Origin of the sequence: Cupriavidus campinensis (assembly GCF_905397395.1) — a bacterium.
Classification (GTDB): Bacteria; Pseudomonadota; Gammaproteobacteria; order Burkholderiales; family Burkholderiaceae; genus Cupriavidus; species Cupriavidus campinensis.
Genome location: NZ_CAJPVH010000030.1, coordinates 22,656 through 42,237 on the forward strand (window position 1 = coordinate 22,656; position 19,582 = coordinate 42,237).

Here is a 19,582-nt window from a genome sequence, read left to right on the forward strand (position 1 = left end):
CGATGTTAGACTGCGCCGATGTTCAATTTGCCCGTATCTCGTCCGGGGTTTGGTCTCGCACGCGCGACGCAACGCGCGACCCCCGCCAAACCGGACACTAACCGCTTGCTGCGTCACTGCGCGATCCTCGTATCGGCGCTGGTGATGGCCGCTTGCGCGACGCCGCCGGAGAGCGACTCCCAACAGACCGCCGATGCCACCGGTGCGGTGCCGACGCGCGCCGCCAAGGCGAAGCTCGACAAGTCCGGCGCCCGTCCCGACGAGCGTGGCAACTGGGATCTGTTCGGCTGGGGCAAGGATGACAACGCGCCGGCGCAGTCGTCGCTGGACGGCCTGCGTCCGGATCTGGGCACCTTCGAGCAGCGCGGCACGGCGTCCTGGTACGGCAAGGGCTTCCATGGCCGCAAGACCGCCAATGGCGAACGCTTCGACATGCGCGCGATGACTGCCGCGCACCCGTCGCTCCCGCTCGATAGCTGGGTGCTGGTGCGCAACCTGCGCAACGACAAGGTGGCGGTGGTGCGGATCAACGACCGCGGCCCGTACCACGGCGGCCGGGTACTCGACCTGTCCTATGCGGCGGCCAAGCGGCTGAATTTCGTCGAACGTGGTGCTACGCAGGTGGAAATCCGCCGGCTGTCGCGCACGGAAGTGGCGGCGCTGGGCCCGCAGCTCGAGGCGGGCGGCAACGAAGCCGGTGACGGCAGCGGTGCCGATGACCTGCCCGAGACCGCCAACGCGCTGGTCCCGGTCAAGTCCAAGGCCAGGAACAAGGCTGGGACGGTCAAGGCGACCACCAAGCGCAAGCCCCGGTAGGCACCCCGATGCGGCCTGGCGTGATCGACTCCCGCTCCACCGCCAGCCCGCTTCCCCCTCTTCCTTTCAGACTTTTCTCATTCCTCGCTGTCGCCGCCGTCACCCGCGTCACCCGCGTCACTCTCGGCGGCGCGTTGCGCCAGCGCCAGCCGGTACAGCGCATCGGTCTTCGCCCCGGTGATCGCCGCCGCCAGCTTGGCGGCGCGCTTGGCCGGCAGCTCGGCCACCAGCAGCTTCAGCACGCGCTGGGCCTCGGCATCGGGCGCATCGGCATCGGCCCCTTCGGCGCGCCCCGCGCCTTCCACCACCAGCACAAACTCCCCCTTGCCGCGCGACGCCTCGGCGGCCAGCCACGCCGGCGCCTCGGCCACGGTCAGCACCGGGGTTTCCTCGAACAGCTTGGTCAGCTCGCGGCCCACCAGCAGCCGGCGCGTGCCGGGCAGGGCGGCCGCCAGCGCCGCCAGGGTGTCGGCGATGCGGTGCGGCGCCTCGTAGACCACCCAGGCGTGGTCCAGGGCGGCCAGTTGCGCGATGGCGTCGGCGCGGGCCTTGGGTTTGCCGGGCAGGAAACCGATGAAGGTAAAGCGGCCTTCGCCGGCTTCGAGCATGTCGCCGGCCACGGACAGCGCGGTCACGGCCGCGCTCGGCCCCGGCAGCGGTACCACACGCAGGCTGGCCGCGCGCACCGCTTCCACCAGACGGGAGCCGGGGTCGGAGATGCCGGGCGTGCCCGCATCGGACACATAGGCAATGCGCTCGCCGGCAGCCAGCCGGGCGACGATCTTCACCGCGGCCTCGCGCTCGTTGTGCTCGTGCACGGCCACCAGCGGCCGTTGCAGCCCCACGCGGGACAGCAGTTGCCCGGTGTTGCGGGTGTCTTCGCAGGCGATGGCGTCCGCCAGCCCGAGCACATGCAGCGCGCGCAGCGACAGGTCGGCCACGTTGCCGATGGGCGTGGCCACCACGTACAGCGTGCCGGGCGGGTAGGTCTGGCCCGAGGCCAGCGAGGTCCAGTCACTCATGCTTGAGAACTTCCGTTGATTCGCTCATTCAAAACCACCACGACCGCGCGCGGCGCGGAGGCCGAGGATCGCGCGCTGGCCTACCTGCTCAGGCAGGGGCTGGCGCTGGTGGTGCGCAATTATCGCTGCAAAGGCGGCGAGATCGACCTCGTGATGCGCGCCGCCGATGGCACGCTGGCGTTCGTCGAGGTCAGGCAGCGCAGCGGCCGCGCCTTTGGCGGCGCGGCGGCCAGCGTCACGCCGGCCAAGCAGCGCCGCCTGCTGCGGGCGGCCGAACACTACCTCGGCACGCTGGACCACACGCCGCCGTGCCGCTTCGACGTGGTGGCGCTGGAGCCCGGGCGCCTGGCCTGGTTGCCGAACGCATTCGACCAAAATGCCGGGGGTGACGATGGCGCGTCCTGGGCTGCGTCATAATGCGCGGGATTGGGCAGAAGTCAAAGAGCCATGAGTATTGAAAGTATCGAACAGCATTTCCTGGACAGCGCCGACACCAAGCGGCAGGCCGCCACGCTGATGGCGCCGCATATCGACGCGGCGGTGGAGCGCATGGTGGCCGCGCTGACCAGTGGCAACAAGATCCTCGTCTGCGGCAATGGCGGGTCGGCCGCCGACGCCCAGCACTTCGCCGCCGAACTGATCGGCCGCTTCGAGCGCGAGCGGCCCGGGCTGGCGGCGATTGCGCTGACCACGGACAGCTCCATCCTGACCGCCATCGGCAACGACTACGATTTCACGGTGGTGTTCTCCAAGCAGGTGGAGGCGCTGGGCCAGCCCGGCGACATCCTGCTGGCGCTCTCCACCTCCGGCAATTCGGCGAATGTGATCGCGGCCATCCAGGCGGCGCGCCAGCGCGACATGAGCGTGGTGGCGCTGACCGGCAAGGGCGGCGGCAAGATCGCCACGCTGCTGGACGAGTTCGACATCCACCTGTGCGCGCCGAGCGACCGTACCCCGCGCATCCAGGAAGTGCACCTGCTGACGCTGCATTGCCTCTGCGACGGGATCGACGAGGCGCTGCTGGGCGAGGCATAGGGCACGGGGGATAGGGCATAGGGGATAGGAAGCGGGGGGTTATCCCACCTTATCCACAGGATTTGCCCAAGTTGTTCACAGGAATTGCGGCGTCATCCACAGAGTCATCCACAGCAGCGCCGCGCCGGTTTCGTCTTATTTCCGCATCATTCCGTATCCAGCCAAGGACCGCATGACTAACGTAACGACCGCAATGACCCAGAAGACCACTCCGGCGCGCGTGGCGCGCACGGCCATTACCGTGGCCGCACTGCTGGTGTCGGCCACGCAACTCGCCGGCTGCTTCCCGGTGCTGGCCGGCGCGGTCGGCACGGGCGTGGTCATGGCCACGGACCGCCGTCCCACCGGCACCCAGGCCATCGACCGTGGCCTGCAGCTCGAGATCGACAACACGCTAGACGCCAAGTACAGCGGCCAGGCCCGCGTGGACGCCGCCGTGTTCAACCGCAAGGTGCTGCTGGTGGGCGAGGCCAACAACGCCAACACCAAGCAGCAGGTGGAGCAGTACGTGAAGAGCCTGCCGAATGCGCGCGAGGTGATCAACGAACTCGAAGTGGTGTCCACGCCGGGCTTCATGACCCGCAGCAACGACGCCTACCTGACCAGCAAGGTCAAGACCTTCCTGGTGACAGCCGAGGGCGTGCCGGCCAATTCGATCAAGGTGACCACCGACAAGAGCGTGGTCTACCTGATGGGCGTGGTCACGGCGGCCGAGGGCGACCGCGCCACCGACGTGGCCCGCAACGCCAGCGGCGTGCAGAAGGTGGTCAAGGCGTTCGACTACGTGAGCGAGGCCGAGCGCGCCCGCCTGGACGCCGCCGCCAGCTCGCAGAATCCGGATGCGGGCAGCCAGTCCGTGGGCTCGCCGGCGCCGGTGCAGACCGTGCCCGGCACCGCGCCGAACGCGCCGGTGACCTCGGATGCGCCGGCCGGCACCGTCAGTACCGCGCCGGTCACGGCGCCGGTGTCCTCCCCGACGGCGCTGCCGCCGGGCCGCAACCTGCCGTAGTCTTGCGATAGTCCCGCCCAGGAACCGAACCATGCGCGCGCCCCCGCCCCTTCGCCACAAGATGTCCACCGCACGGCTGGCCTTCTGGATTGGCGGATGGGTGGCGCTGGCGGCCATCGCCACGATGGGGGCGGCGCTGGCCCAGACCGGCACGTCCGGCCCGGCCAGCGAGGCGCGCACCACCGTGGAAGCGCAGTCGGCGCGCATGCAGCAGGCTCGCAATCAGGCCGCCTCGTGCGCGGCCTGCCATGGTCCCGACGGCCGCGCGCCGGCCGATAGTCCCGTGCCGGGACTTGCCGGCCGCCCAAGTGCGGAACTCGTCGAACTGATGCTCAACTACAAGAACGGCAAGCGACCCGGCACCGTGATGCCGCAGATCGCCAAGGGGTACAGCGATACGGAGATCCTCGGCATCGCGTCCTGGTTCGCCGACCAACAATAAGAAGGCCTTCATGCGCAGACGCGCCGTATTGGGAACGTTCGGCGGCCTGATGGGCGCCGCCGCGCTGGGCATGCTGACCCCGCGCCAGGCACGCGCCGCCGCGCCGGCCCGGGTGGTGGTCATCGGCGGCGGCTTTGGCGGGGCCACCGCCGCGCGCTACCTGCGCCACTGGAGCCGGGGCGCCGTGGATGTGACGCTGGTCGAACCCGACGCGGCGTTCGTCTCCTGCCCGCTCTCGAATCTCGTGGTGGGCGGCCAGCGCGGCATGGCCGACATCACGCTCCCCTATGACGCGCTGGCGCGCCGACATGGCGTGCGTCATGTGCGCGATACGGCGCTTGCGATCGATCCCACCGCGCGCACCGTGCGGCTGGCGGGCGGCGCCACGCTGCGCTACGACCGCCTCGTGCTGTCGCCGGGCGTGGAGATGCAGTCCAGCGCAATCCCCGGCCTGGCGCAGCCCGGCGGCGACCAGATCCTGCACGCCTGGAAGGCCGGCCCACAGACCGACGCGCTGTTCCGCCAGTTGGCGGCGATGCGCGACGGCGGCACCTTCGCCATCACCATTCCGCTCGCCCCGTACCGCTGCCCGCCCGGGCCATACGAACGCGCCTGCCTTGTGGCGGACTACCTGCGCGCGCACAAGCCGCGTAGCAAAGTGCTGATTTTCGACGCCAATCCGGACATCACCTCCAAGGGCGCGCTGTTCCGCCAGATCTGGGAGACCCGCTACCGGGGCATGATCGACTATCGGCCCCAGCACGAGACCGTGGACGTGGACCCCGCCACGCGCACCCTCAAGTTCGAGGTCCAGGACGACGAGCGCGCCGACGTGGTCAACCTGATCCCGCCGCAGCGCGCCGGCGCCATCGCGGTGTCCAGCGGGCTCGCCACGGCCAATGGCCGCTGGTGCGAGGTCGATTTCCTGACCATGGCCTCGCGCGTGGCGCCCGAAATCCATGTGCTGGGCGATGCCGTGCAGATCGCGCCGCTGATGCCGAAGTCCGGCACCATGGCCAACCAGCACGGCAAGGTGGCTGCCGCCGCCATCCTCCAGCTGCTGGCCGGACAGGGGCCGGACCCGACCCCTCTGTATACGAACACCTGCTACAGCTTCACGTCCGCCGACGAGGCCATCCACATCGCCAGTGTCCATCGCTACGACCCGGTCGAGCGGACGATGGTCACGGTGCCCGGCTCCGGGGGGTTATCCACAGCCCCGAACGCACTCGAAGGGCGCTACGCGTGGGCCTGGGCGCGCAGCATCTGGTCCGACATGCTGGGCGAGGTGCTGGTAGGCTAGCGGGTTCCGGTGTGTTGCGCCTTCGTGACATGCCGCCCCCCGAACCCGACCATGCAAGCCAAAGACCGCCTTCTTGCCCTCGCCATCATCGTGGTGTGGGGCGTCAACTTCGTCGTCATCAAGGTGGGCCTCGCCGGCGTGCCGCCGATGCTGCTGGGCACGCTGCGCTTCGCCCTGGTGGCGTTCCCGGCCGTCTTCTTCATCCCGCGCCCGCGCATTCCGCTGCGCATGCTGCTGGCCTATGGCGGGTTCATCAGCCTCGGCCAGTTCGCCTTCCTGTTCTATGCGATGGCGGTGGGCATGCCGGCCGGGCTGGCCTCGCTGGTGTTGCAGTCGCAGGTGTTCTTTACCGTGGCGATTGCCGGGATGTGGCTGGGCGAGCCGGTGCGCTGGCACAACATCGCCGGCATGGCGATTGCGGCCGGCGGGCTGGCCCTGATCGGCAGCGGGGCGGCGCACGGGCCGGGCGGCATGAGCGTGGCCGGCTTCGCGCTGACGCTGTGCGCGGCGTTCTGCTGGGCCTCGGGCAATATCGTCAGCAAGAAGATCGGGCCGGTGGACCTGCTCGGGCTGGTGGTCTGGGGCGGGCTGGTGCCGATCGTGCCGTTCGCGCTGCTCTCGTACTGGTTCGAAGGGCCGGCGCGGATCACGGCGGCGCTCGGCCAGATTCCGATGATGAGTGTGCTGGCGATCTGCTACCTGTCCTTCGCGGCCACGCTGTTCGGCTACACCATGTGGGGCCGGCTGCTCACGCGCTATCCGGCCAGCAAGGTGGCGCCGCTGACGCTGCTGGTGCCGGTGGTGGGGCTGATCTCGGCCCATGCGCTGCTGGGCGAGGACCTCTCGCTGGCGCAATGGCTCGGCGCGCTGGTGGTCATGGGCGGGCTGCTGCTCAACGTGTTCGGTGGGCGGCTCGGGGCGGGGCGGCGGCTGGTACGGCGCTGACCGTGCGGGTGAGCCGCTGCCTGTGCGAGGGTTAACCCTTGATTCGACAGCGTTTTGCCGTGGTTTTGTGAATACCCTTATCACCGGCGCATCCGTAGGCCGATGGATTATTGAGGCAAAATAGCGGACTGGCCGCACCTGCCCGCAGAGGCATCGCCCCAACGGCGGCCGAGCGCGCCGCGCCGCCCGACCGATGAAGCGCGGCCATTTGCCGTCCCCACGGCTCAATCCGTTTGGAGCAACACGATATGAAGCAGTTTGTCATCGCCGCCGCACTGTTCGCGGCCGCCGCGTCGGCGCACGCCGCCGTGGACGCCGCCCGCGCGCAGGAGATTGCCAACAAGAACGCCTGCATGGGCTGCCATCAGGTAGACAAGAAGCTGGTGGGCCCGTCCTACAAGGAAGTGGCCGCCAAGTACAAGGGTGACAAGGGTGCCCTGGCCAAGTTGTCGGCCAAGGTGAAGAGCGGCGGTTCGGGCGTCTGGGGCCCGGTGCCGATGCCGGCGAATGCCAGTGTCAGCGACGCCGATATCAAGACGGTAGTGGAGTGGATCCTGGCCGGCTCGCCGGCCAAGTAAGCCCCATCTGGTATCGCGGGCCGTCCGGCAGCGCCGGCGGCCCGCGCTGTTTCCGGAAGACCCGGAAGCGGCAGGCAGCACGAATACCGGGGTCGGCAGCAAGCAAGTACGGGACAGACGATGAATCAAAAACGACGAGAAGTATTGCGGGTTTCCGCGGTGCTCTCGCTGATGGCGGCCACCGGCCTGATCAGCGAGGCGCAGGCCGCGGAGTGGAACAAGACGGCTTTCGACGGCAAGAGCGTGGCCGATGTGATCAAGGCGCTGGGCGGCAGCGGCACCGAGAAGAGCGGCGCCATCACGTTCAACGCGCCGGATATCGCCGAGAACGGCGCCGTGGTGCCCGTGGCCGTGACCAGCACGCTGCCGGACACCGAGCAGATCGCCATCCTGGTTGAGAAGAATCCGAATACGCTGGCGGCCGATTTCACCATCCCGGCCGGCACCGAGCCGTTCGTCTCCACGCGCGTGAAGATGGGCCAGACGTCCGTCGTGCATGCGGCGGTCAAGGCTGGCGGCAAGTGGTACGTGGCATCGAAGGAAATCAAGGTCACGCTGGGCGGCTGCGGCGGCTGACGCCCGCGCCCCCCATCGCACCGATTTCCCCGATTTATCCCAAGCCACCCCGAACCACCCCGAGCAGGAGAGCCAGATGGCAGACCCGATGCGCGTCCGCGCCACCGAGAACGGCGGCGTCGTAGACGTAAAGATTCTGATGAAGCACGACATGGAAACCGGCCAGCGCAAGGATGCGGCCGGCAAGACGATTCCGGCCTGGCACATCCAGACCGTGATCGCCACGTACAAGGGGCGCGAGGTGTTCAACGCCCAGTTTGGCCCCGCCGTGTCGAAGGACCCGTTCCTGAACTTCAAGTTCAAGGGCGGCGCCAAGGGTGACAAGGTCACCGTGACCTGGGTCGACAACCGGGGCGACAAGCGCACCGACGAGGCCACCATCGCCTGAACGGGCGAAGCGAGGAAGCAGCATGCGGCGAGCATTCATTCGGGCCACGGCGGCGCTGGCCGCCATCGGCCTTTCGGCCAGGGCGGCGGCACAGCAGGCCCCGGCCCCGGCAGGAACGGGCGCCAAGGCAGGCAAGGGCGGACGGGTCAAGGTGGTGTACCAGTTGTCCGAGGGCATCGACCAGGCCGTGCGCGCCATGGCCAACCTGCGCAACCACCTGAACGCGGCGCCGGACACCAAGATCGTGGTGGTGGCGTTCGGCTACGGCGTGGACTTCCTCGTGGAAGGCGCCAAGGATTCGCGCGGCAACACCTTCGAGGCCGCCGTGGGCGCGCTGGGGTCGTCGGGCGTGGAGTTCCGCGTCTGCCGTAACACGCTGACCGCGCGCCGGATTTCCGAGCAAAGCCTGCTGATGGACGCCAAGATCGTGCAGGCCGGCGTGGTGGAGATCGCCCGCCTGCAGTTCGACGAAGGCTACGCGTACCTGAAGCCCTGATCGCAGTGCCCGGCATCCGGCCAGGAGCCAAGCTGGCCGGATGCCGAAGTCCAGTGCAATAGAACAGTGATGCACCGCCCAGCCTCGATGAGGGGCTGACGCCGGCGGTGCCATCGCGAGGAGAAGCCCCCAATGCGCAATACCCGTCGCCGCCTGCGCGGCACCGTGGCGCTGACCGCCGCGGCCATCGCCGCCGCCTCGCTGGCCGGCCTGGCCTCGCTGGCGCAAGCCCAGGGCAGCACCGCCGAGGAAATCGCCAAGTATCGCCAGATGCTGGCCGAAGGCAATCCCGCCGAACTCTGGGAAGCCGCCGGCGAGGAACTGTGGAAGAAGCCGGCCGGGCCGAAGAACGCCTCGCTCGAACAGTGCGACCTGGGCAAGGGCCCGGGCGTGACCAAGGGCGCCTACGCCGAACTCCCGCGCTACTTCAAGGACGCCAACAAGGTGATGGACCTTGAGCAGCGCCTGGCCTGGTGCCGGGTGACGCTGCAGGGCCTGACCCAGGAAGAGGCGACGAAGCAGCCGTTCTCGGCATCGGGCAAGCCTTCCGACATCGAGCGGCTGGCGTCTTACCTGACCGGCGAGTCGCGCGGCGTGAAGATGAACGTGCAACTCACGCACCCCGAGGAAAAGCGCGTCTACGCGCTCGGCCAGAAGATGTTCTTCTACCGGGGCGGCGCCTATGACTTCGCCTGCGCCACCTGCCACGCCGTGGACGGCCAGCGCATCCGCCTCCAGGACCTGCCGAACCTGCTGGAGCCCAAGGGCGCCCAGGCCGCATACACCACGTGGCCGGCGTACCGCGTCTCGCAGGGCGAGGTCCGCACCATGCAGCATCGGATCTACGACTGCCTGCGCCAGCAGCGCTTCCCCGAGCCCGCCTATGGCTCCGACGTGATCACCGCCCTGTCGATGTTCCTGGCGAAAAACGCCAACGGCGGCACGTACGACGGTCCCAACATGAAGCGCTGAGGCACGGAGAGCACACGATGACGCGATACCAATCGATGGCGCTGACCGCCGTCGCTACCCTGGCCCTGGCCGCGATGGCCACGTTCAGCCTGTCGGCCCTCGCCCAGGACACTGCCAAGCCCGCCCGCGCCGCCAAATCGGGTAGCACGGCCACCACGGCCTCCACCGCCAAGGTCACCGACGCCGACGTGCGCCAGATGATCGAGGCCTCCTTCACCTCGAAGGGCCCGGCTACCGTGGAAGGCGTAATCAACCAGGACGGCGCCCAGAAGGCGTGCAGCCAGTACCCGGACCGCACGCGCGTGCCGGCCGCCGTGGCCAAGAAGGTGGAAGCGGCCGAGCTGAAGCAGGTGAAGTATCCGGCCGACAGCAACTGGATCGGCGACTGGAAGGAAGGCGAGAAAATCGCCCAGAACGGCCGTGGCATGCAGTTCACCGACCCGGTGGGCGGCGTGAACGGCGGCAACTGCTATGCCTGCCACCAGATGACCAAGGCCGAGATCTCCTTCGGCAATATCGGCCCGTCGCTATATCAGTACGGCAAGCTGCGCGGCAATTCGCCGGAGGTGGTCAAGTACACCTGGGGCAAGATCTGGGACTCCAACGCCTACAGCGCCTGCTCCAACATGCCGCGCTTTGGCCACAAGGGCATCCTGACCGAGCAACAGATCCGCGATGTGATGGCGCTGCTGCTGGACCCGGCATCGCCGGTCAACCAGTAAGGCCGGCGCGGCTCCGGGCATGAATCGACGCGAATTCCTGCAGGTGCTGGCCGTGGCCGGCGCGGGCGGCATGGCCTTGCCCGCCGGCGAGGCCCAGGCCGCGCGCGCCGCCCAGCAGTTCTACGATGTGCCGCGCCACGGTAACGTCCACCTGCTGCATTTCACCGATTGCCACGCCCAGCTGCGGCCCGTGCACTTCCGCGAGCCGAGCGTGAATCTGGGCGTGGGGCCCTGGGCGGGCAAGCCGCCGCACCTGGTGGGCGAGGCGTTCCTGCGCCAGTACGGCATCCGCCCGGGCACGCCCGCCGCGTACGCGTTCACTTCGCTCGACTTCACCGAGGCGGCGCGCCGCTACGGCAAGGTCGGCGGGTTTGCCCACCTCGCCACGCTGGTCAAGCGCCTGCGCGCCAGCCGGCCCGGCGCGCTGCTGCTGGACGGCGGCGACACCTGGCAGGGCTCGGCCACCGCGCTGTGGACCCAGGGCCAGGACATGGTCGATGCCGCGCTGCAACTCGGCGTGGATGTCATGACGCCGCACTGGGAGATGACGCTCGGCGCGGACCGCGTGAAGGAAATCGTCGGCAAGGACTTCAAGGACCGCGTGTCCTTCCTCGCGCAGAACGTGAAGACCAACGATTTCGGCGATCCGGTGTTCGATCCGTATGTGATCCGGCACATGAACGGCGTGCCGGTGGCCATCATCGGCCAGGCCTTCCCGTACACGCCCATCGCCAATCCGCGCTACCTCGTGCCCGACTGGACCTTCGGCATCCAGGAGGAAAGCCTGCAACAGGTGATTGACGATGTGCGCGGGAAGGGCGCCCAGGTGGTGGTGCTGCTGTCGCACAACGGCATGGATGTGGACCTGAAGCTGGCCTCGCGCGTACGCGGACTGGACGCAATACTAGGTGGCCACACCCACGATGGCGTGCCGGCGCCGGTGCCGGTGAAGAACCCGGGCGGGACCACGCTGGTCACCAATGCCGGCTCGAACGGCAAGTTCCTGGGGGTGCTGGATTTCGATGTGCGCAACGGCAAAGTCGTCGATTTCCGATACAAGCTGCTGCCGGTCTTCGCCGATTTCCTGCCCGCCGACCCGGACATGGATGCGCTGATCCGCAAGGTCCGCGCCCCCTACGAAGCCAAGCTTGGCGAGGTCCTGGCCGTGAACCGTGGCCTGCTGTACCGGCGCGGCAACTTCAACGGCACCTTCGACCAATTGATCCTGGACGGCCTGATGGCGGTGCAGGACGCCGAAATCGCCTTCTCCCCGGGCTTCCGCTGGGGCACCACGCTGGTGCCGGGCGAGCCGATCACCATGGAGGCGCTGATGGACCAGACCGCCATCACCTACCCGTACACGACGGTGACGGCGATGACCGGCGAGACCATCAAGACCGTGCTCGAAGACGTGGCGGACAACCTGTTCAACCCGGACCCGTACTACCAGCAGGGCGGCGACATGGTGCGCGTGGGCGGGCTGCAGTACACCATCGACCCGAACCAGCCCATGGGCCGGCGCATCAGCAACATGCGGCTGGCCGGCCGCCCGCTCGACGCCAGCAAGACCTACAAGGTAGCCGGCTGGGCCCCGGTGGCCGAGGAAGCCCGCCAGACCGGCGGCCCCCCGGTGTGGGACGTCATGGCCCAATGGCTGCGGTCAAACAAGGAAGTCAGCGCCCGGCCGCTGAACCTGCCCACCGTGCGCGGCATGGACGGCAACCCGGGCATGGTGGCCTGAGGCCCTGAGGCGCTCTCGCCGATGTGCAGTGTTGGGCGGACGCAATTGATGCCCCGCGCGGAGTTCGGTTAGAATCGTCCGTCACGGGCCGATAGCTCAGCTGGGAGAGCGCTGCGTTCGCAATGCAGAGGTCGGGAGTTCGATCCTCCTTCGGTCCACCAGGATTTGTCTTGTAAAACAACGCACTACGTCGAGAGATGTAGTGCGTTGTTTTGCTTTGGGGGCGGCGTTTTTAATGCCGCCTTGCCCCCATGCTGTCACCTTTCTATAATTGCATGCATTGAATGCAGTTTTTAAGGGGTGCCTATGCCGATACTGACCGTGAGAAATGTGCCCGATGAGGTGCATCGCGCCCTGCGCATGCGGGCTGCCGAGCATGGCCGCAGCACCGAGGCTGAGGTCCGCGAGATTCTGGAACGCGCGGTGAAATCCGAGCAGCGTGTGCGGATGGGTGACGCCCTGGCCGCGCTGGGCCAGCGCGCGGGCCTGACAAACGACGATTTCGCGGTGTTCGACACACAGCGTGACAAAGCGCCGGCGGAGCCGATGAAGTTCGAATGATCGTCCTCGATACCAACGTCGTCTCCGAGGCGATGAAGCCGGAGCCCAATCCGGCCGTGCGCGCGTGGCTGAACGCGCAGGTCGCGGAAACGCTGTACCTGTCCAGTGTCACGCTCGCCGAACTGCTGTTCGGGATCGGCGCCTTGCCGGAAGGCCGGCGCAAGCACGGTTTGTCCGAAACCCTCGACGGCTTGCTCGCGCTGTTCGGCGATCGCGTGTTGATGTTCGATACCGGTGCTGCCCGGCACTATGCCGAACTGGCCGTGAAGGCGCGGCTGGCGGGGAAGGGATTCCCCACGCCCGATGGCTATATCGGTGCGATTGCCGCCTCCCGGGGCTACATTGTCGCAACACGCGATACCGCCCCCTTCGAGGCCGCCGGGCTGACCGTCATCAATCCCTGGAACTCCACACAAATCCCGTGAACACCTTCGGCAAGGACTCACCCGATCGCACCGACCCCGTCGCCCGCGCCCAGGCCGGCCGGCGCAGTACCTTTGTCAGCGTGGCCGTCAATGTCGTGCTGACCATCGCGCAGGGCGCGATCGGCGTGGTGGCGGGCTCCCAGGCGCTGGTGGCAGATGCCATCCACTCCCTTTCCGATCTGGTTTCGGATTTCCTGGTCCTGTTCGCCGGGCATCACGGCAGCAAGGACCCGGATGACGACCATCCGTACGGCCATCAGCGCTTCGAGACGGCGGCGTCGCTGGCGTTGGGGGTGATCCTGCTGGCGGTGGGCGCTGGCATGCTGTGGTCGGCCATCGGCAAGATCCAGCATCCCGAAGCGCTGCAGCCGGTGAAGGCGGTCGCGCTATGGGTGGCGATTGGCACGCTGATCTTCAAGGAACTGCTGTTCCGCTACATGCTCCGCGTGGCGGAGCGCGTGCGCTCGAGCATGCTGGTGGCCAATGCCTGGCATGCGCGGTCCGATGCGGCGTCGTCGCTGGTGGTGGCGCTCGGCATCGGCGGGAACCTGCTGGGCTATCACATCCTGGACCCCGTGGCGGCCATCATCGTCGGGCTGATGGTGGCGCGCATGGGGCTGCAGTTCGGCTGGACGGCCCTGAGCGACCTGATGGACCGCGCCGCCGATGACGACGTGGTGGCCGCCCTGCGCGCCGCCATGCTCGACACCCCGGGGGTGCTCGGCCTGCACGACCTCAAGACGCGCAAGATGGGCGATATGGTGCTGGTCGACGTGCACCTGGAGATCCGCGCCGACCTGACCGTGGAACGCGGCCACGCCATCGCCGCCGAGGCGCGCCGCCGCGCCATGCTGCGCGACGATGTGCTCAACGTGATGACCCACGTGGACCCGGTGCCGGCCCCGGCTCCCGATTCAGCGCAGGTCGCTGCGGCGGTAGAGGCTCAGGCCGACCGCTAGAAAGGCGAGCATGCCGGCGCAGCTGCGGTTGATCCACTGCACGGCGCGCGCTGACAGCGTGCGCATGGCGTGGCGCCCGCCGTACGCGTAGATCGACATCATCAGGATGTCCATCAGCGCGGCAACGACTGCCAGGATCGTGTATTGCAGCGCCACCGGCTGGTCCGCGTGGACGAACTGCGGCACGAAGGCCGAGGTAAACAGCAGCGTCTTGGGGTTGGAGAGCGCCACGAACAGCGCGCGGAAGAACGCCGCCCGGCCGCTGGCCGAGGCCGCGCCGGAGGTGGCCACCAGTGCCTGCGTCGGCGCGCGCCACATCCCCCACGCCAGGTAGAGCAGGTAGGCAGCGCCGATCCACTTGATGACGGTGAACCACTGCTCGGACGCCAGCAGCAGCGCGCCCAGCCCGCAGCCCACCGCGCCGATCAGGAGCAGGTCGGCCAGCGCCGCGCCGGCAATGCCGCAGGCGGCCACCCGCATGCCCCGCGTGGCGCCGTTGCTCAGCGCGAGCAGCATGGTCGGGCCGGGCGTGACCATTACGGCGGCAACCGCAATCAGGTAGAGAAAGAGGGTGGTGGCATCCATCGTCGGGGCTCCTTCGGCAGCGAACCGCCAGTGTGCCCCGATCCTCGCCCCCATGCACGGACCCTGTGGACATCTTCGCCCCGCCTTGGGGACAACCACATGGATTGCCTGTGGCCTGCCTGGGGGCCGCGTGTGGGCGGTATACGGATATCTCGGGGGCGTGGCGGGCGATGAAACCGGGCGCGGGGCGGTTGTCCACGTATACGCGGTGCGCCGCCCCTAGGCTTGTCTTTTTCCCAAGCCCCTGACGGGAAAGGGAAAAACCGGGTTATCAACGGCCAGGGGCGACGTTTACCTACTACTACTATTTATGTATACGTAAACAATATCTGTATACGTATACGCACCGTTGCCGAAACAGAAAGGCGCTGTGGATGGATTGGCCTCCAGCCAGCCTTCAGGCGAGCATCAGCGTGGCACCTTGAAAGCCTTGCGGGCCTTCAGCACCTCGGCGCGGGTGGCGCAGCCCTCGTGATGATCGTTGACCAGGCCCATGGCCTGCATCAGCGCATACATCGTGGTCGGGCCAACGAACTTCCAGCCGCGCTTCTTCAGGTCCTTCGAGAGCGCCACGGACTCCGGCGACGTCGTCAGCTCGCGCAGCACCTCCGGCGTGACCTTGCGGGGCCGCGACTTCGGGTCCGGCTCGAATTTCCAGAAATAGGCAGCCAGCGAGGGTTCGGTCTTCAGCAGATCGTGCGCGCAGCGGGCGTTGTGGATGGCGGCCTCGATCTTGCCCCGATGGCGGATGATGCCGGCATCGCCCAGCAGCCGCTCCACGTCGCGCGCCGTAAACCGGGCAACTTTGTCGATCTCGAAATTGGCGAACGCCTTGCGAAAATTCTCACGTTTGCGCAGGATCGTGAGCCAGCTCAGCCCGGACTGGAAGCCTTCCAGGCACAGTTTCTCGAACAGGCGCCGGTCGTCATCGACTGGAAAGCCCCATTCGTGGTCGTGGTAGTGGCAGTAATCCTCGATCGTCCCGCACCAGCTGCAGCGTACCCGGGGCTGCGAGGCGGTCTCTGGCGATGTCATGCGTGGAAGCTCCTGATGGGATGGACGGCGCGCGCTGGCGCTTTGGCTGCGATCATGCCCGCACCAGCGGATTTGCGGAAGGCTGGATGCGGACATGCAATTGGAACCCCGCCGCCGCGCAGGCTCCCCCCCACCACCGAGTGATGCAGGTTTCACCCGGGGCAGCCGTTAGGCAAGGTCTGGTCTATTTTTCGGATTGGTCTCCATGATGTCTCACCGCTTTGCCTCCCGCTGCGTCGTGTTCGGCATGGTTGCCGTGCTCCTGGCCGGTTGCGCCGGCGCGTCCCGGCGCGCCAAGGTCGCGCCGCCGCCCGCCCCGCCCGAGCCGTTCGCGGAACTGGTGGTCACCTACCTGCCCACCAAGTACATCGTGGTGAGCACCATCGGTGGCCAGAATGTCCAGCACATGACCAATCTTGGCAGCGCCTTCGGGGCCATCGGCACGCTGGCCGCCCTGGGCGCGGCGCTGGCCGTTGACAAGGCTGCCGGCTCCGGCGCGCTGGTCGAGCGCACGCAACAGCTCGCCAGCCGGATCGAGGCCGTCCGGGAGCAGGACCCCGCTGTGCCGGACGTCAACAAGGCCCTGGCCGAGGCGGTTGCGAAGCAGATTGCCGAGGTGCAGCCGGCCCTGCGCATGGTCGTGGAGCCCGACGCGATCTTCGCCGCCCGCAAGCCCACCGCCGGCGTTGGCGTGCTGACCGTGGAGACCATGACGGCCTACGTGTCCGCCAGCATGACCGATTCCTATCGTCCCGCCTTCCAGGGCACCTACACGTTCCGCGTGGGCGAGCAGAACCGGCTGATCCGGAAGCAGGAATATGCGCTGCGCTCGGGCACCGGCTCCAGCGACGACGAATACCTGCTGTTCGACAGCCTGCTGGCCGATGCGGCCAAGGTGCCCGGCGTGATGCAGCGCCTGTCGATGGGCGACGTCAAGTCGGTGTCCAGCATGATCGCCGGCATGTACGGCCTGGCCCAGTCCACCGTGCCGAGCGTGGCCACGGCGGCCCCGGTGGCCCCCGCGAACGCTGCAGCGCCTGCCACCGCCGCCCGCTAAGCCCCGCGCATCCAAAGAAAAAGCCAACCCGAGGGTTGGCTTTTTTGACTTCCGGCGACCCTGCCGCGTACTCAGGCGAGCCGCTTGCCCGTGCGGTCGTGCATGAACACCAGCGCGACGATGCTGATCAGCGCGGCGGCAATCACGTAGTAGGCCGGCGCGAGCTTGTTTTGCGTCGATGTGATCAGCCACGTCACGATCAGCGGGGCGAAGCCGCCGAAGATCGTCACGGCGAAGTTATACGCCAGCGAGAGGCCGGTGGAGCGTACCTCGGTCGGGAACTGCTCGGCCAGCACGGCCGGGGCCGGGCCGGTGAACGCGGCCAGCAGGATGCCCAGCACGATCTGTACCTGCAGCAGCGTGGACGTGGTCGGCGAGACATTGAGCCAGTGGAACAGCGGGTAGGCGAGTGCGCCGATGGCCACCGCCACCACCGTCAGCATGCGCTTGCGGCCGACGCGGTCCGACAGCATGCCCATCAGCGGGCACAGCACCAGGATGATGGCGCCGCAGATGGCGGTGGACTGGAACGTCGCGCCCAGCGGCAGGCCCAGCTGCTGCTTGGCGTACGACGGCATGTAGAACACCAGCACGTAGGTGCAGACCGTCCAGAGGATGGTCACGCCCAGGCCGGCCAGCACTTCGCGCGGATGGTCGCGCAGCACCTGCGAGAGCGGCGAAAACTTCACATTGTTCGCGCGTCGCTCGGCCTGGCGCGCCTCGAACTCGGGCGGCTCTTCCAGATGCGAGCGGATGTACATGCCCACGGGGCCGATCAGCAGCCCGAACAGGAACGGGATGCGCCAGCCCCAGGCATCGATCTGCTCGGGGCTCAGGCCGTTGGTCACCAGCGCGCCCATCGCCGCGCCGAGCATGAAGGAGATGCCCTGGCTGGCCTGCTGCCAGCTGGCATAGGCGCCGCGCTCCTCGTCCGGTGCATGTTCGATCAGGAACGCGGTGGCGCCGCCAACTTCGCCGCCGGCCGAGAAGCCCTGGATCAGCCGTGCCACCACGATCAGCGCCGGGGCCCACAGGCCGATGCTGTCGTAGGTGGGGGCCAGGCCGATGATGGCCGTGCCGAGCGCCATCAGCAGGATGGTCAGCGTCAGCGCCGCCTTGCGGCCGACGCGGTCGGCGTAGACGCCGAGCACGATGGCGCCCACGGGCCGCATGAAGAAGCCCACGCCGAAGGTGGCCACGGTCAGCAGGAACGAGGTCAGGTCGTCGCCGGTGGGGAAGAACAGCTTGGCGATGATGACCGCGAAGAAGCTGTAGACGGTGAAATCGAACCATTCCAGGCCATTGCCGATGGTCGCGGCGAGGATCGCGCGTCGTCGGGTGGCTTTGGAGAGGTCATTGGCGGTGGCAATTGTGACGGACATTACACTCTTATATGACGGTGAAAAACAGCCGCCATATTAAGCGAATCCTTACATTTGCCGGGTTTGCGTACGCGGTTGGGAGGTGTCGGGCACCGTCGGGAGGGCGTCTTGCTGCGCCGGAGGGGCCGGGCGCTTGCGCGTGAACCACAGCCAGAGCGCGCTGGCGATCCAGCCCGTGACGAAGACGGTATCGCCAGCATGGTTGAACAGCGCGGGGGCCAGCGGCGTGCCGAAGACGGCGGCCAGTGTGTCCGCCGGCAGCCGCGCCACGATCCACAGCAGCACGGCGGGCCCGCTGCCATAGACGCCCGGCTGCCACCACAGCGCGTGGGGCAGGGCGTGAAGCGGAGCGTGGGGCTTGAACACGATGTTCGCCGGCGAGCCGGTCCGAGGCAGCTTGGGGAGGCGATCCGGGGATCGCGTGCTTTTCGCCATCATAGGCCCAATCGCCATGTGCCTGCCGTCAGGCAGCGGCCTACGCTGTCGGCCTGTGTGCGCTATCCAACGCGGCGGCGCGGCCAGCGTGACGCACACCGTTCCATGTTCAGAAAATTTGCATGAGGTATCCGCAATCCGCGTGTACCGGGGGACGCCAATGTTGCCAAACTTCATGCAGTTGGACAAAAGGATTGAAGGCCATGAGCACGCTTCCCGCCATTTACGTGTCACACGGATCGCCGATGCTGGCGATCGATCCCGGCCCCTCCGGCGCCGCATTCGATGCGCTGGGCGAACGCCTGCGCGCGCGCCAGCCCAAGGCGGTGCTGGTGATCTCGGCACACTGGATCTACAGCACGCTGGTCGTCGGCACGCGCACGCGCCAGGAGGCGTGGCACGACTTCGGCGGCTTCCCGCGCGAGTTGTACGCGCTCCGCTACGACGCGCCCGGCGCCCCGGACGTGGCCGCCCGGGTCAAGGCGCTGGTCGAAGCCGCAGGCGTGGAGGGCGTCTGCTACGTGGCCGAGGACGCCGACCGACCGCTCGACCACGGTGCCTGGATGCCGATGCGTCACTTTTTCCCGGACGCCGATATGCCCGTGCTGCAGCTTGCGCTGAACCCGTACCTGAGCCCGGCCACGCAGATCGAGATCGGCCGCGCGCTGGCGCCTTTGCGCGATGAAGGCGTGATCGTGATCGGCTCGGGCAGCTTCACGCATAACCTGCAGGAAGTATTCGGCGGTGGGCGCAAGGCCCAGCACGGTCCTGAGACCGAGCCCTATGTCGACGCCTTCCGCGATTGGATGAAAGACGCGCTGGACGAGGCGCTGGCCACCGGCGACACCAGCCGGATTGCCGGCTATCGGGACAACGCCCCGTTCGCCCGCCGCGCGCACCCGACCGACGAACACCTGCTGCCGTTCTTCGTGGCGCTGGGCGCGGCGCTCGGTCCGGCATCCAAGTCCGATGGACAGGCCCAGGTCGATCGCATCGCGGATGAAGTCACCTACGGCGTGCTCGCCATGGACACCTTCGTGTTCGAGGGCCAGGGCGCGGGCAGCGCCCCTGCGTGGCAGGCCGCCTGATCTTCCTTCG

Annotated in this window: 24 protein-coding genes and 1 tRNA gene; 20 read left to right on the forward strand and 5 right to left on the reverse strand. The window is 67.9% G+C overall.

The annotated features are described in order from the left end of the window. Nucleotides 1–144: 144 nt before the first annotated feature. Nucleotides 145–816: a septal ring lytic transglycosylase RlpA family protein gene (locus KHO18_RS16955; RefSeq protein ID WP_144202154.1), complete on the forward strand. Its 672-nt coding sequence runs from the start codon at nt 145–147 to the stop codon at nt 814–816. A 77-nt stretch (nt 817–893) separates the two neighbouring features. Here the strand turns inward: KHO18_RS16955 and rsmI are convergent, their stop codons facing one another. Next, nucleotides 894–1,838 carry a 16S rRNA (cytidine(1402)-2'-O)-methyltransferase gene (gene rsmI / locus KHO18_RS16960; protein WP_211943601.1) on the reverse strand — a complete coding sequence of 315 codons (945 nt, stop codon included), beginning with the start codon at nt 1,836–1,838 and terminating at the stop codon, nt 894–896. A gap of 15 nt (nt 1,839–1,853) precedes the next feature. On the opposite strand from rsmI, the gene KHO18_RS16965 reads away from it, so the two are divergent. From KHO18_RS16965 to KHO18_RS17045, 17 genes are all read left to right on the forward strand, one after another. Beyond that, the gene (locus tag KHO18_RS16965) at nt 1,854–2,255 is read left to right on the forward strand and encodes a YraN family protein (protein ID WP_144202074.1); all 402 of its coding nucleotides are present in this window, start codon (nt 1,854–1,856) and stop codon (nt 2,253–2,255) included. A gap of 30 nt (nt 2,256–2,285) precedes the next feature. Then, nucleotides 2,286–2,873 carry a phosphoheptose isomerase gene (locus KHO18_RS16970; RefSeq protein WP_144202072.1) on the forward strand — a complete coding sequence of 196 codons (588 nt, stop codon included), beginning with the start codon at nt 2,286–2,288 and terminating at the stop codon, nt 2,871–2,873. A 172-nt stretch (nt 2,874–3,045) separates the two neighbouring features. After that, nucleotides 3,046–3,882 carry a BON domain-containing protein gene (locus KHO18_RS16975; protein ID WP_144202071.1) on the forward strand — a complete coding sequence of 279 codons (837 nt, stop codon included), beginning with the start codon at nt 3,046–3,048 and terminating at the stop codon, nt 3,880–3,882. A 31-nt stretch (nt 3,883–3,913) separates the two neighbouring features. Beyond that, on the forward strand, nt 3,914–4,324 hold the full coding sequence (locus tag KHO18_RS16980) for a c-type cytochrome (RefSeq protein ID WP_244844875.1): 411 nt from the start codon (nt 3,914–3,916) through the stop codon (nt 4,322–4,324). A gap of 10 nt (nt 4,325–4,334) precedes the next feature. After that, nucleotides 4,335–5,627, forward strand: a complete 1,293-nt coding sequence (locus KHO18_RS16985; RefSeq protein WP_144202069.1) for an NAD(P)/FAD-dependent oxidoreductase — start codon at nt 4,335–4,337, stop codon at nt 5,625–5,627. A gap of 51 nt (nt 5,628–5,678) precedes the next feature. Next, entirely contained in the window at nt 5,679–6,572 is an 894-nt protein-coding gene (locus KHO18_RS16990; RefSeq protein WP_144202067.1) for an EamA family transporter, read from the forward strand. Nucleotides 6,573–6,820: 248 nt separating this feature from the next. Continuing rightward, a complete protein-coding gene (locus KHO18_RS16995) occupies nt 6,821–7,150 on the forward strand; it encodes a c-type cytochrome (RefSeq protein WP_144202065.1) in 330 nt (109 codons plus the stop codon). A gap of 120 nt (nt 7,151–7,270) precedes the next feature. Continuing rightward, on the forward strand, nt 7,271–7,726 hold the full coding sequence (gene soxY / locus KHO18_RS17000; protein WP_144202063.1) for a thiosulfate oxidation carrier protein SoxY: 456 nt from the start codon (nt 7,271–7,273) through the stop codon (nt 7,724–7,726). 76 nt (nt 7,727–7,802) lie between these two features. Next, nucleotides 7,803–8,114, forward strand: coding sequence for a thiosulfate oxidation carrier complex protein SoxZ (gene soxZ, locus KHO18_RS17005; protein ID WP_092300146.1), 312 nt, complete (start codon nt 7,803–7,805; stop codon nt 8,112–8,114). A 22-nt stretch (nt 8,115–8,136) separates the two neighbouring features. Further along, a complete protein-coding gene (locus KHO18_RS17010; protein WP_144202061.1) occupies nt 8,137–8,610 on the forward strand; it encodes a DsrE family protein in 474 nt (157 codons plus the stop codon). Nucleotides 8,611–8,742: 132 nt separating this feature from the next. Then, nucleotides 8,743–9,582 (forward strand): sulfur oxidation c-type cytochrome SoxA, encoded by an 840-nt coding sequence (soxA, locus tag KHO18_RS17015; protein WP_144202059.1) that lies wholly within the window; start codon nt 8,743–8,745, stop codon nt 9,580–9,582. A gap of 17 nt (nt 9,583–9,599) precedes the next feature. Next, entirely contained in the window at nt 9,600–10,304 is a 705-nt protein-coding gene (soxX, locus tag KHO18_RS17020; protein WP_211943602.1) for a sulfur oxidation c-type cytochrome SoxX, read from the forward strand. Between the two features lie 19 nt (nt 10,305–10,323). Further along, nucleotides 10,324–12,045, forward strand: a complete 1,722-nt coding sequence (gene soxB / locus KHO18_RS17025) for a thiosulfohydrolase SoxB (RefSeq protein WP_211943603.1) — start codon at nt 10,324–10,326, stop codon at nt 12,043–12,045. A gap of 85 nt (nt 12,046–12,130) precedes the next feature. Then, nucleotides 12,131–12,206: transfer RNA gene (locus KHO18_RS17030), tRNA-Ala, on the forward strand. Between the two features lie 145 nt (nt 12,207–12,351). Beyond that, nucleotides 12,352–12,606 (forward strand): FitA-like ribbon-helix-helix domain-containing protein, encoded by a 255-nt coding sequence (locus KHO18_RS17035; RefSeq protein ID WP_211943604.1) that lies wholly within the window; start codon nt 12,352–12,354, stop codon nt 12,604–12,606. Further along, nucleotides 12,603–13,031, forward strand: a complete 429-nt coding sequence (locus KHO18_RS17040) for a type II toxin-antitoxin system VapC family toxin (RefSeq protein WP_149137139.1) — start codon at nt 12,603–12,605, stop codon at nt 13,029–13,031. The genes KHO18_RS17035 and KHO18_RS17040 overlap by 4 nt, the downstream gene beginning before the upstream one ends. Beyond that, a complete protein-coding gene (locus KHO18_RS17045) occupies nt 13,028–13,990 on the forward strand; it encodes a cation diffusion facilitator family transporter (RefSeq protein WP_144202028.1) in 963 nt (320 codons plus the stop codon). Before KHO18_RS17040 ends, KHO18_RS17045 begins: the two co-directional genes overlap by 4 nt. On the opposite strand, the gene KHO18_RS17050 is transcribed toward KHO18_RS17045, so the two are convergent. Together KHO18_RS17050 and KHO18_RS17055 are read right to left on the reverse strand one after the other, a co-directional pair. After that, nucleotides 13,946–14,575 (reverse strand): LysE family translocator, encoded by a 630-nt coding sequence (locus KHO18_RS17050; protein ID WP_144202025.1) that lies wholly within the window; start codon nt 14,573–14,575, stop codon nt 13,946–13,948. The two genes, KHO18_RS17045 and KHO18_RS17050, sit on opposite strands and share 45 nt — an antisense overlap. A 408-nt stretch (nt 14,576–14,983) precedes the next feature. Further along, nucleotides 14,984–15,610 (reverse strand): DNA-3-methyladenine glycosylase I, encoded by a 627-nt coding sequence (locus KHO18_RS17055; protein WP_211943605.1) that lies wholly within the window; start codon nt 15,608–15,610, stop codon nt 14,984–14,986. A 205-nt stretch (nt 15,611–15,815) separates the two neighbouring features. On the opposite strand from KHO18_RS17055, the gene KHO18_RS17060 reads away from it, so the two are divergent. Then, nucleotides 15,816–16,667: a hypothetical protein gene (locus KHO18_RS17060; RefSeq protein WP_211943606.1), complete on the forward strand. Its 852-nt coding sequence runs from the start codon at nt 15,816–15,818 to the stop codon at nt 16,665–16,667. A 71-nt stretch (nt 16,668–16,738) separates the two neighbouring features. Here KHO18_RS17060 and KHO18_RS17065 read toward each other — a convergent pair whose 3' ends face one another. Next, nucleotides 16,739–18,049, reverse strand: coding sequence for an MFS transporter (locus KHO18_RS17065; RefSeq protein ID WP_144202018.1), 1,311 nt, complete (start codon nt 18,047–18,049; stop codon nt 16,739–16,741). Between the two features lie 48 nt (nt 18,050–18,097). After that, the gene (locus tag KHO18_RS17070; RefSeq protein WP_377732352.1) at nt 18,098–18,373 is read right to left on the reverse strand and encodes a hypothetical protein; all 276 of its coding nucleotides are present in this window, start codon (nt 18,371–18,373) and stop codon (nt 18,098–18,100) included. A gap of 314 nt (nt 18,374–18,687) precedes the next feature. On the opposite strand from KHO18_RS17070, the gene KHO18_RS17075 reads away from it, so the two are divergent. Continuing rightward, entirely contained in the window at nt 18,688–19,572 is an 885-nt protein-coding gene (locus KHO18_RS17075) for a dioxygenase family protein (protein ID WP_211943608.1), read from the forward strand. Nucleotides 19,573–19,582: the final 10 nt, after the last annotated feature.

What these genes read in the sequence shown, in the direction of transcription:
- KHO18_RS16955 (WP_144202154.1), top strand. Translation starts at nt 145, where the DNA reads ATGGCCGCTTGCGCGACGCCGCCGGAGAGCGACTCCCAACAGACCGCC.
- rsmI (WP_211943601.1), bottom strand. Translation starts at nt 1,838, where the DNA reads ATGAGTGACTGGACCTCGCTGGCCTCGGGCCAGACCTACCCGCCCGGC.
- KHO18_RS16970 (WP_144202072.1), top strand. Translation starts at nt 2,286, where the DNA reads ATGAGTATTGAAAGTATCGAACAGCATTTCCTGGACAGCGCCGACACC.
- KHO18_RS16975 (WP_144202071.1), top strand. Translation starts at nt 3,046, where the DNA reads ATGACTAACGTAACGACCGCAATGACCCAGAAGACCACTCCGGCGCGC.
- KHO18_RS16980 (WP_244844875.1), top strand. Translation starts at nt 3,914, where the DNA reads ATGCGCGCGCCCCCGCCCCTTCGCCACAAGATGTCCACCGCACGGCTG.
- KHO18_RS16985 (WP_144202069.1), top strand. Translation starts at nt 4,335, where the DNA reads ATGCGCAGACGCGCCGTATTGGGAACGTTCGGCGGCCTGATGGGCGCC.
- KHO18_RS16990 (WP_144202067.1), top strand. Translation starts at nt 5,679, where the DNA reads ATGCAAGCCAAAGACCGCCTTCTTGCCCTCGCCATCATCGTGGTGTGG.
- KHO18_RS16995 (WP_144202065.1), top strand. Translation starts at nt 6,821, where the DNA reads ATGAAGCAGTTTGTCATCGCCGCCGCACTGTTCGCGGCCGCCGCGTCG.
- soxY (WP_144202063.1), top strand. Translation starts at nt 7,271, where the DNA reads ATGAATCAAAAACGACGAGAAGTATTGCGGGTTTCCGCGGTGCTCTCG.
- soxZ (WP_092300146.1), top strand. Translation starts at nt 7,803, where the DNA reads ATGGCAGACCCGATGCGCGTCCGCGCCACCGAGAACGGCGGCGTCGTA.
- KHO18_RS17010 (WP_144202061.1), top strand. Translation starts at nt 8,137, where the DNA reads ATGCGGCGAGCATTCATTCGGGCCACGGCGGCGCTGGCCGCCATCGGC.
- soxA (WP_144202059.1), top strand. Translation starts at nt 8,743, where the DNA reads ATGCGCAATACCCGTCGCCGCCTGCGCGGCACCGTGGCGCTGACCGCC.
- soxX (WP_211943602.1), top strand. Translation starts at nt 9,600, where the DNA reads ATGACGCGATACCAATCGATGGCGCTGACCGCCGTCGCTACCCTGGCC.
- soxB (WP_211943603.1), top strand. Translation starts at nt 10,324, where the DNA reads ATGAATCGACGCGAATTCCTGCAGGTGCTGGCCGTGGCCGGCGCGGGC.
- KHO18_RS17035 (WP_211943604.1), top strand. Translation starts at nt 12,352, where the DNA reads ATGCCGATACTGACCGTGAGAAATGTGCCCGATGAGGTGCATCGCGCC.
- KHO18_RS17040 (WP_149137139.1), top strand. Translation starts at nt 12,603, where the DNA reads ATGATCGTCCTCGATACCAACGTCGTCTCCGAGGCGATGAAGCCGGAG.
- KHO18_RS17050 (WP_144202025.1), bottom strand. Translation starts at nt 14,575, where the DNA reads ATGGATGCCACCACCCTCTTTCTCTACCTGATTGCGGTTGCCGCCGTA.
- KHO18_RS17055 (WP_211943605.1), bottom strand. Translation starts at nt 15,610, where the DNA reads ATGACATCGCCAGAGACCGCCTCGCAGCCCCGGGTACGCTGCAGCTGG.
- KHO18_RS17060 (WP_211943606.1), top strand. Translation starts at nt 15,816, where the DNA reads ATGATGTCTCACCGCTTTGCCTCCCGCTGCGTCGTGTTCGGCATGGTT.
- KHO18_RS17065 (WP_144202018.1), bottom strand. Translation starts at nt 18,049, where the DNA reads ATGTCCGTCACAATTGCCACCGCCAATGACCTCTCCAAAGCCACCCGA.
- KHO18_RS17075 (WP_211943608.1), top strand. Translation starts at nt 18,688, where the DNA reads ATGAGCACGCTTCCCGCCATTTACGTGTCACACGGATCGCCGATGCTG.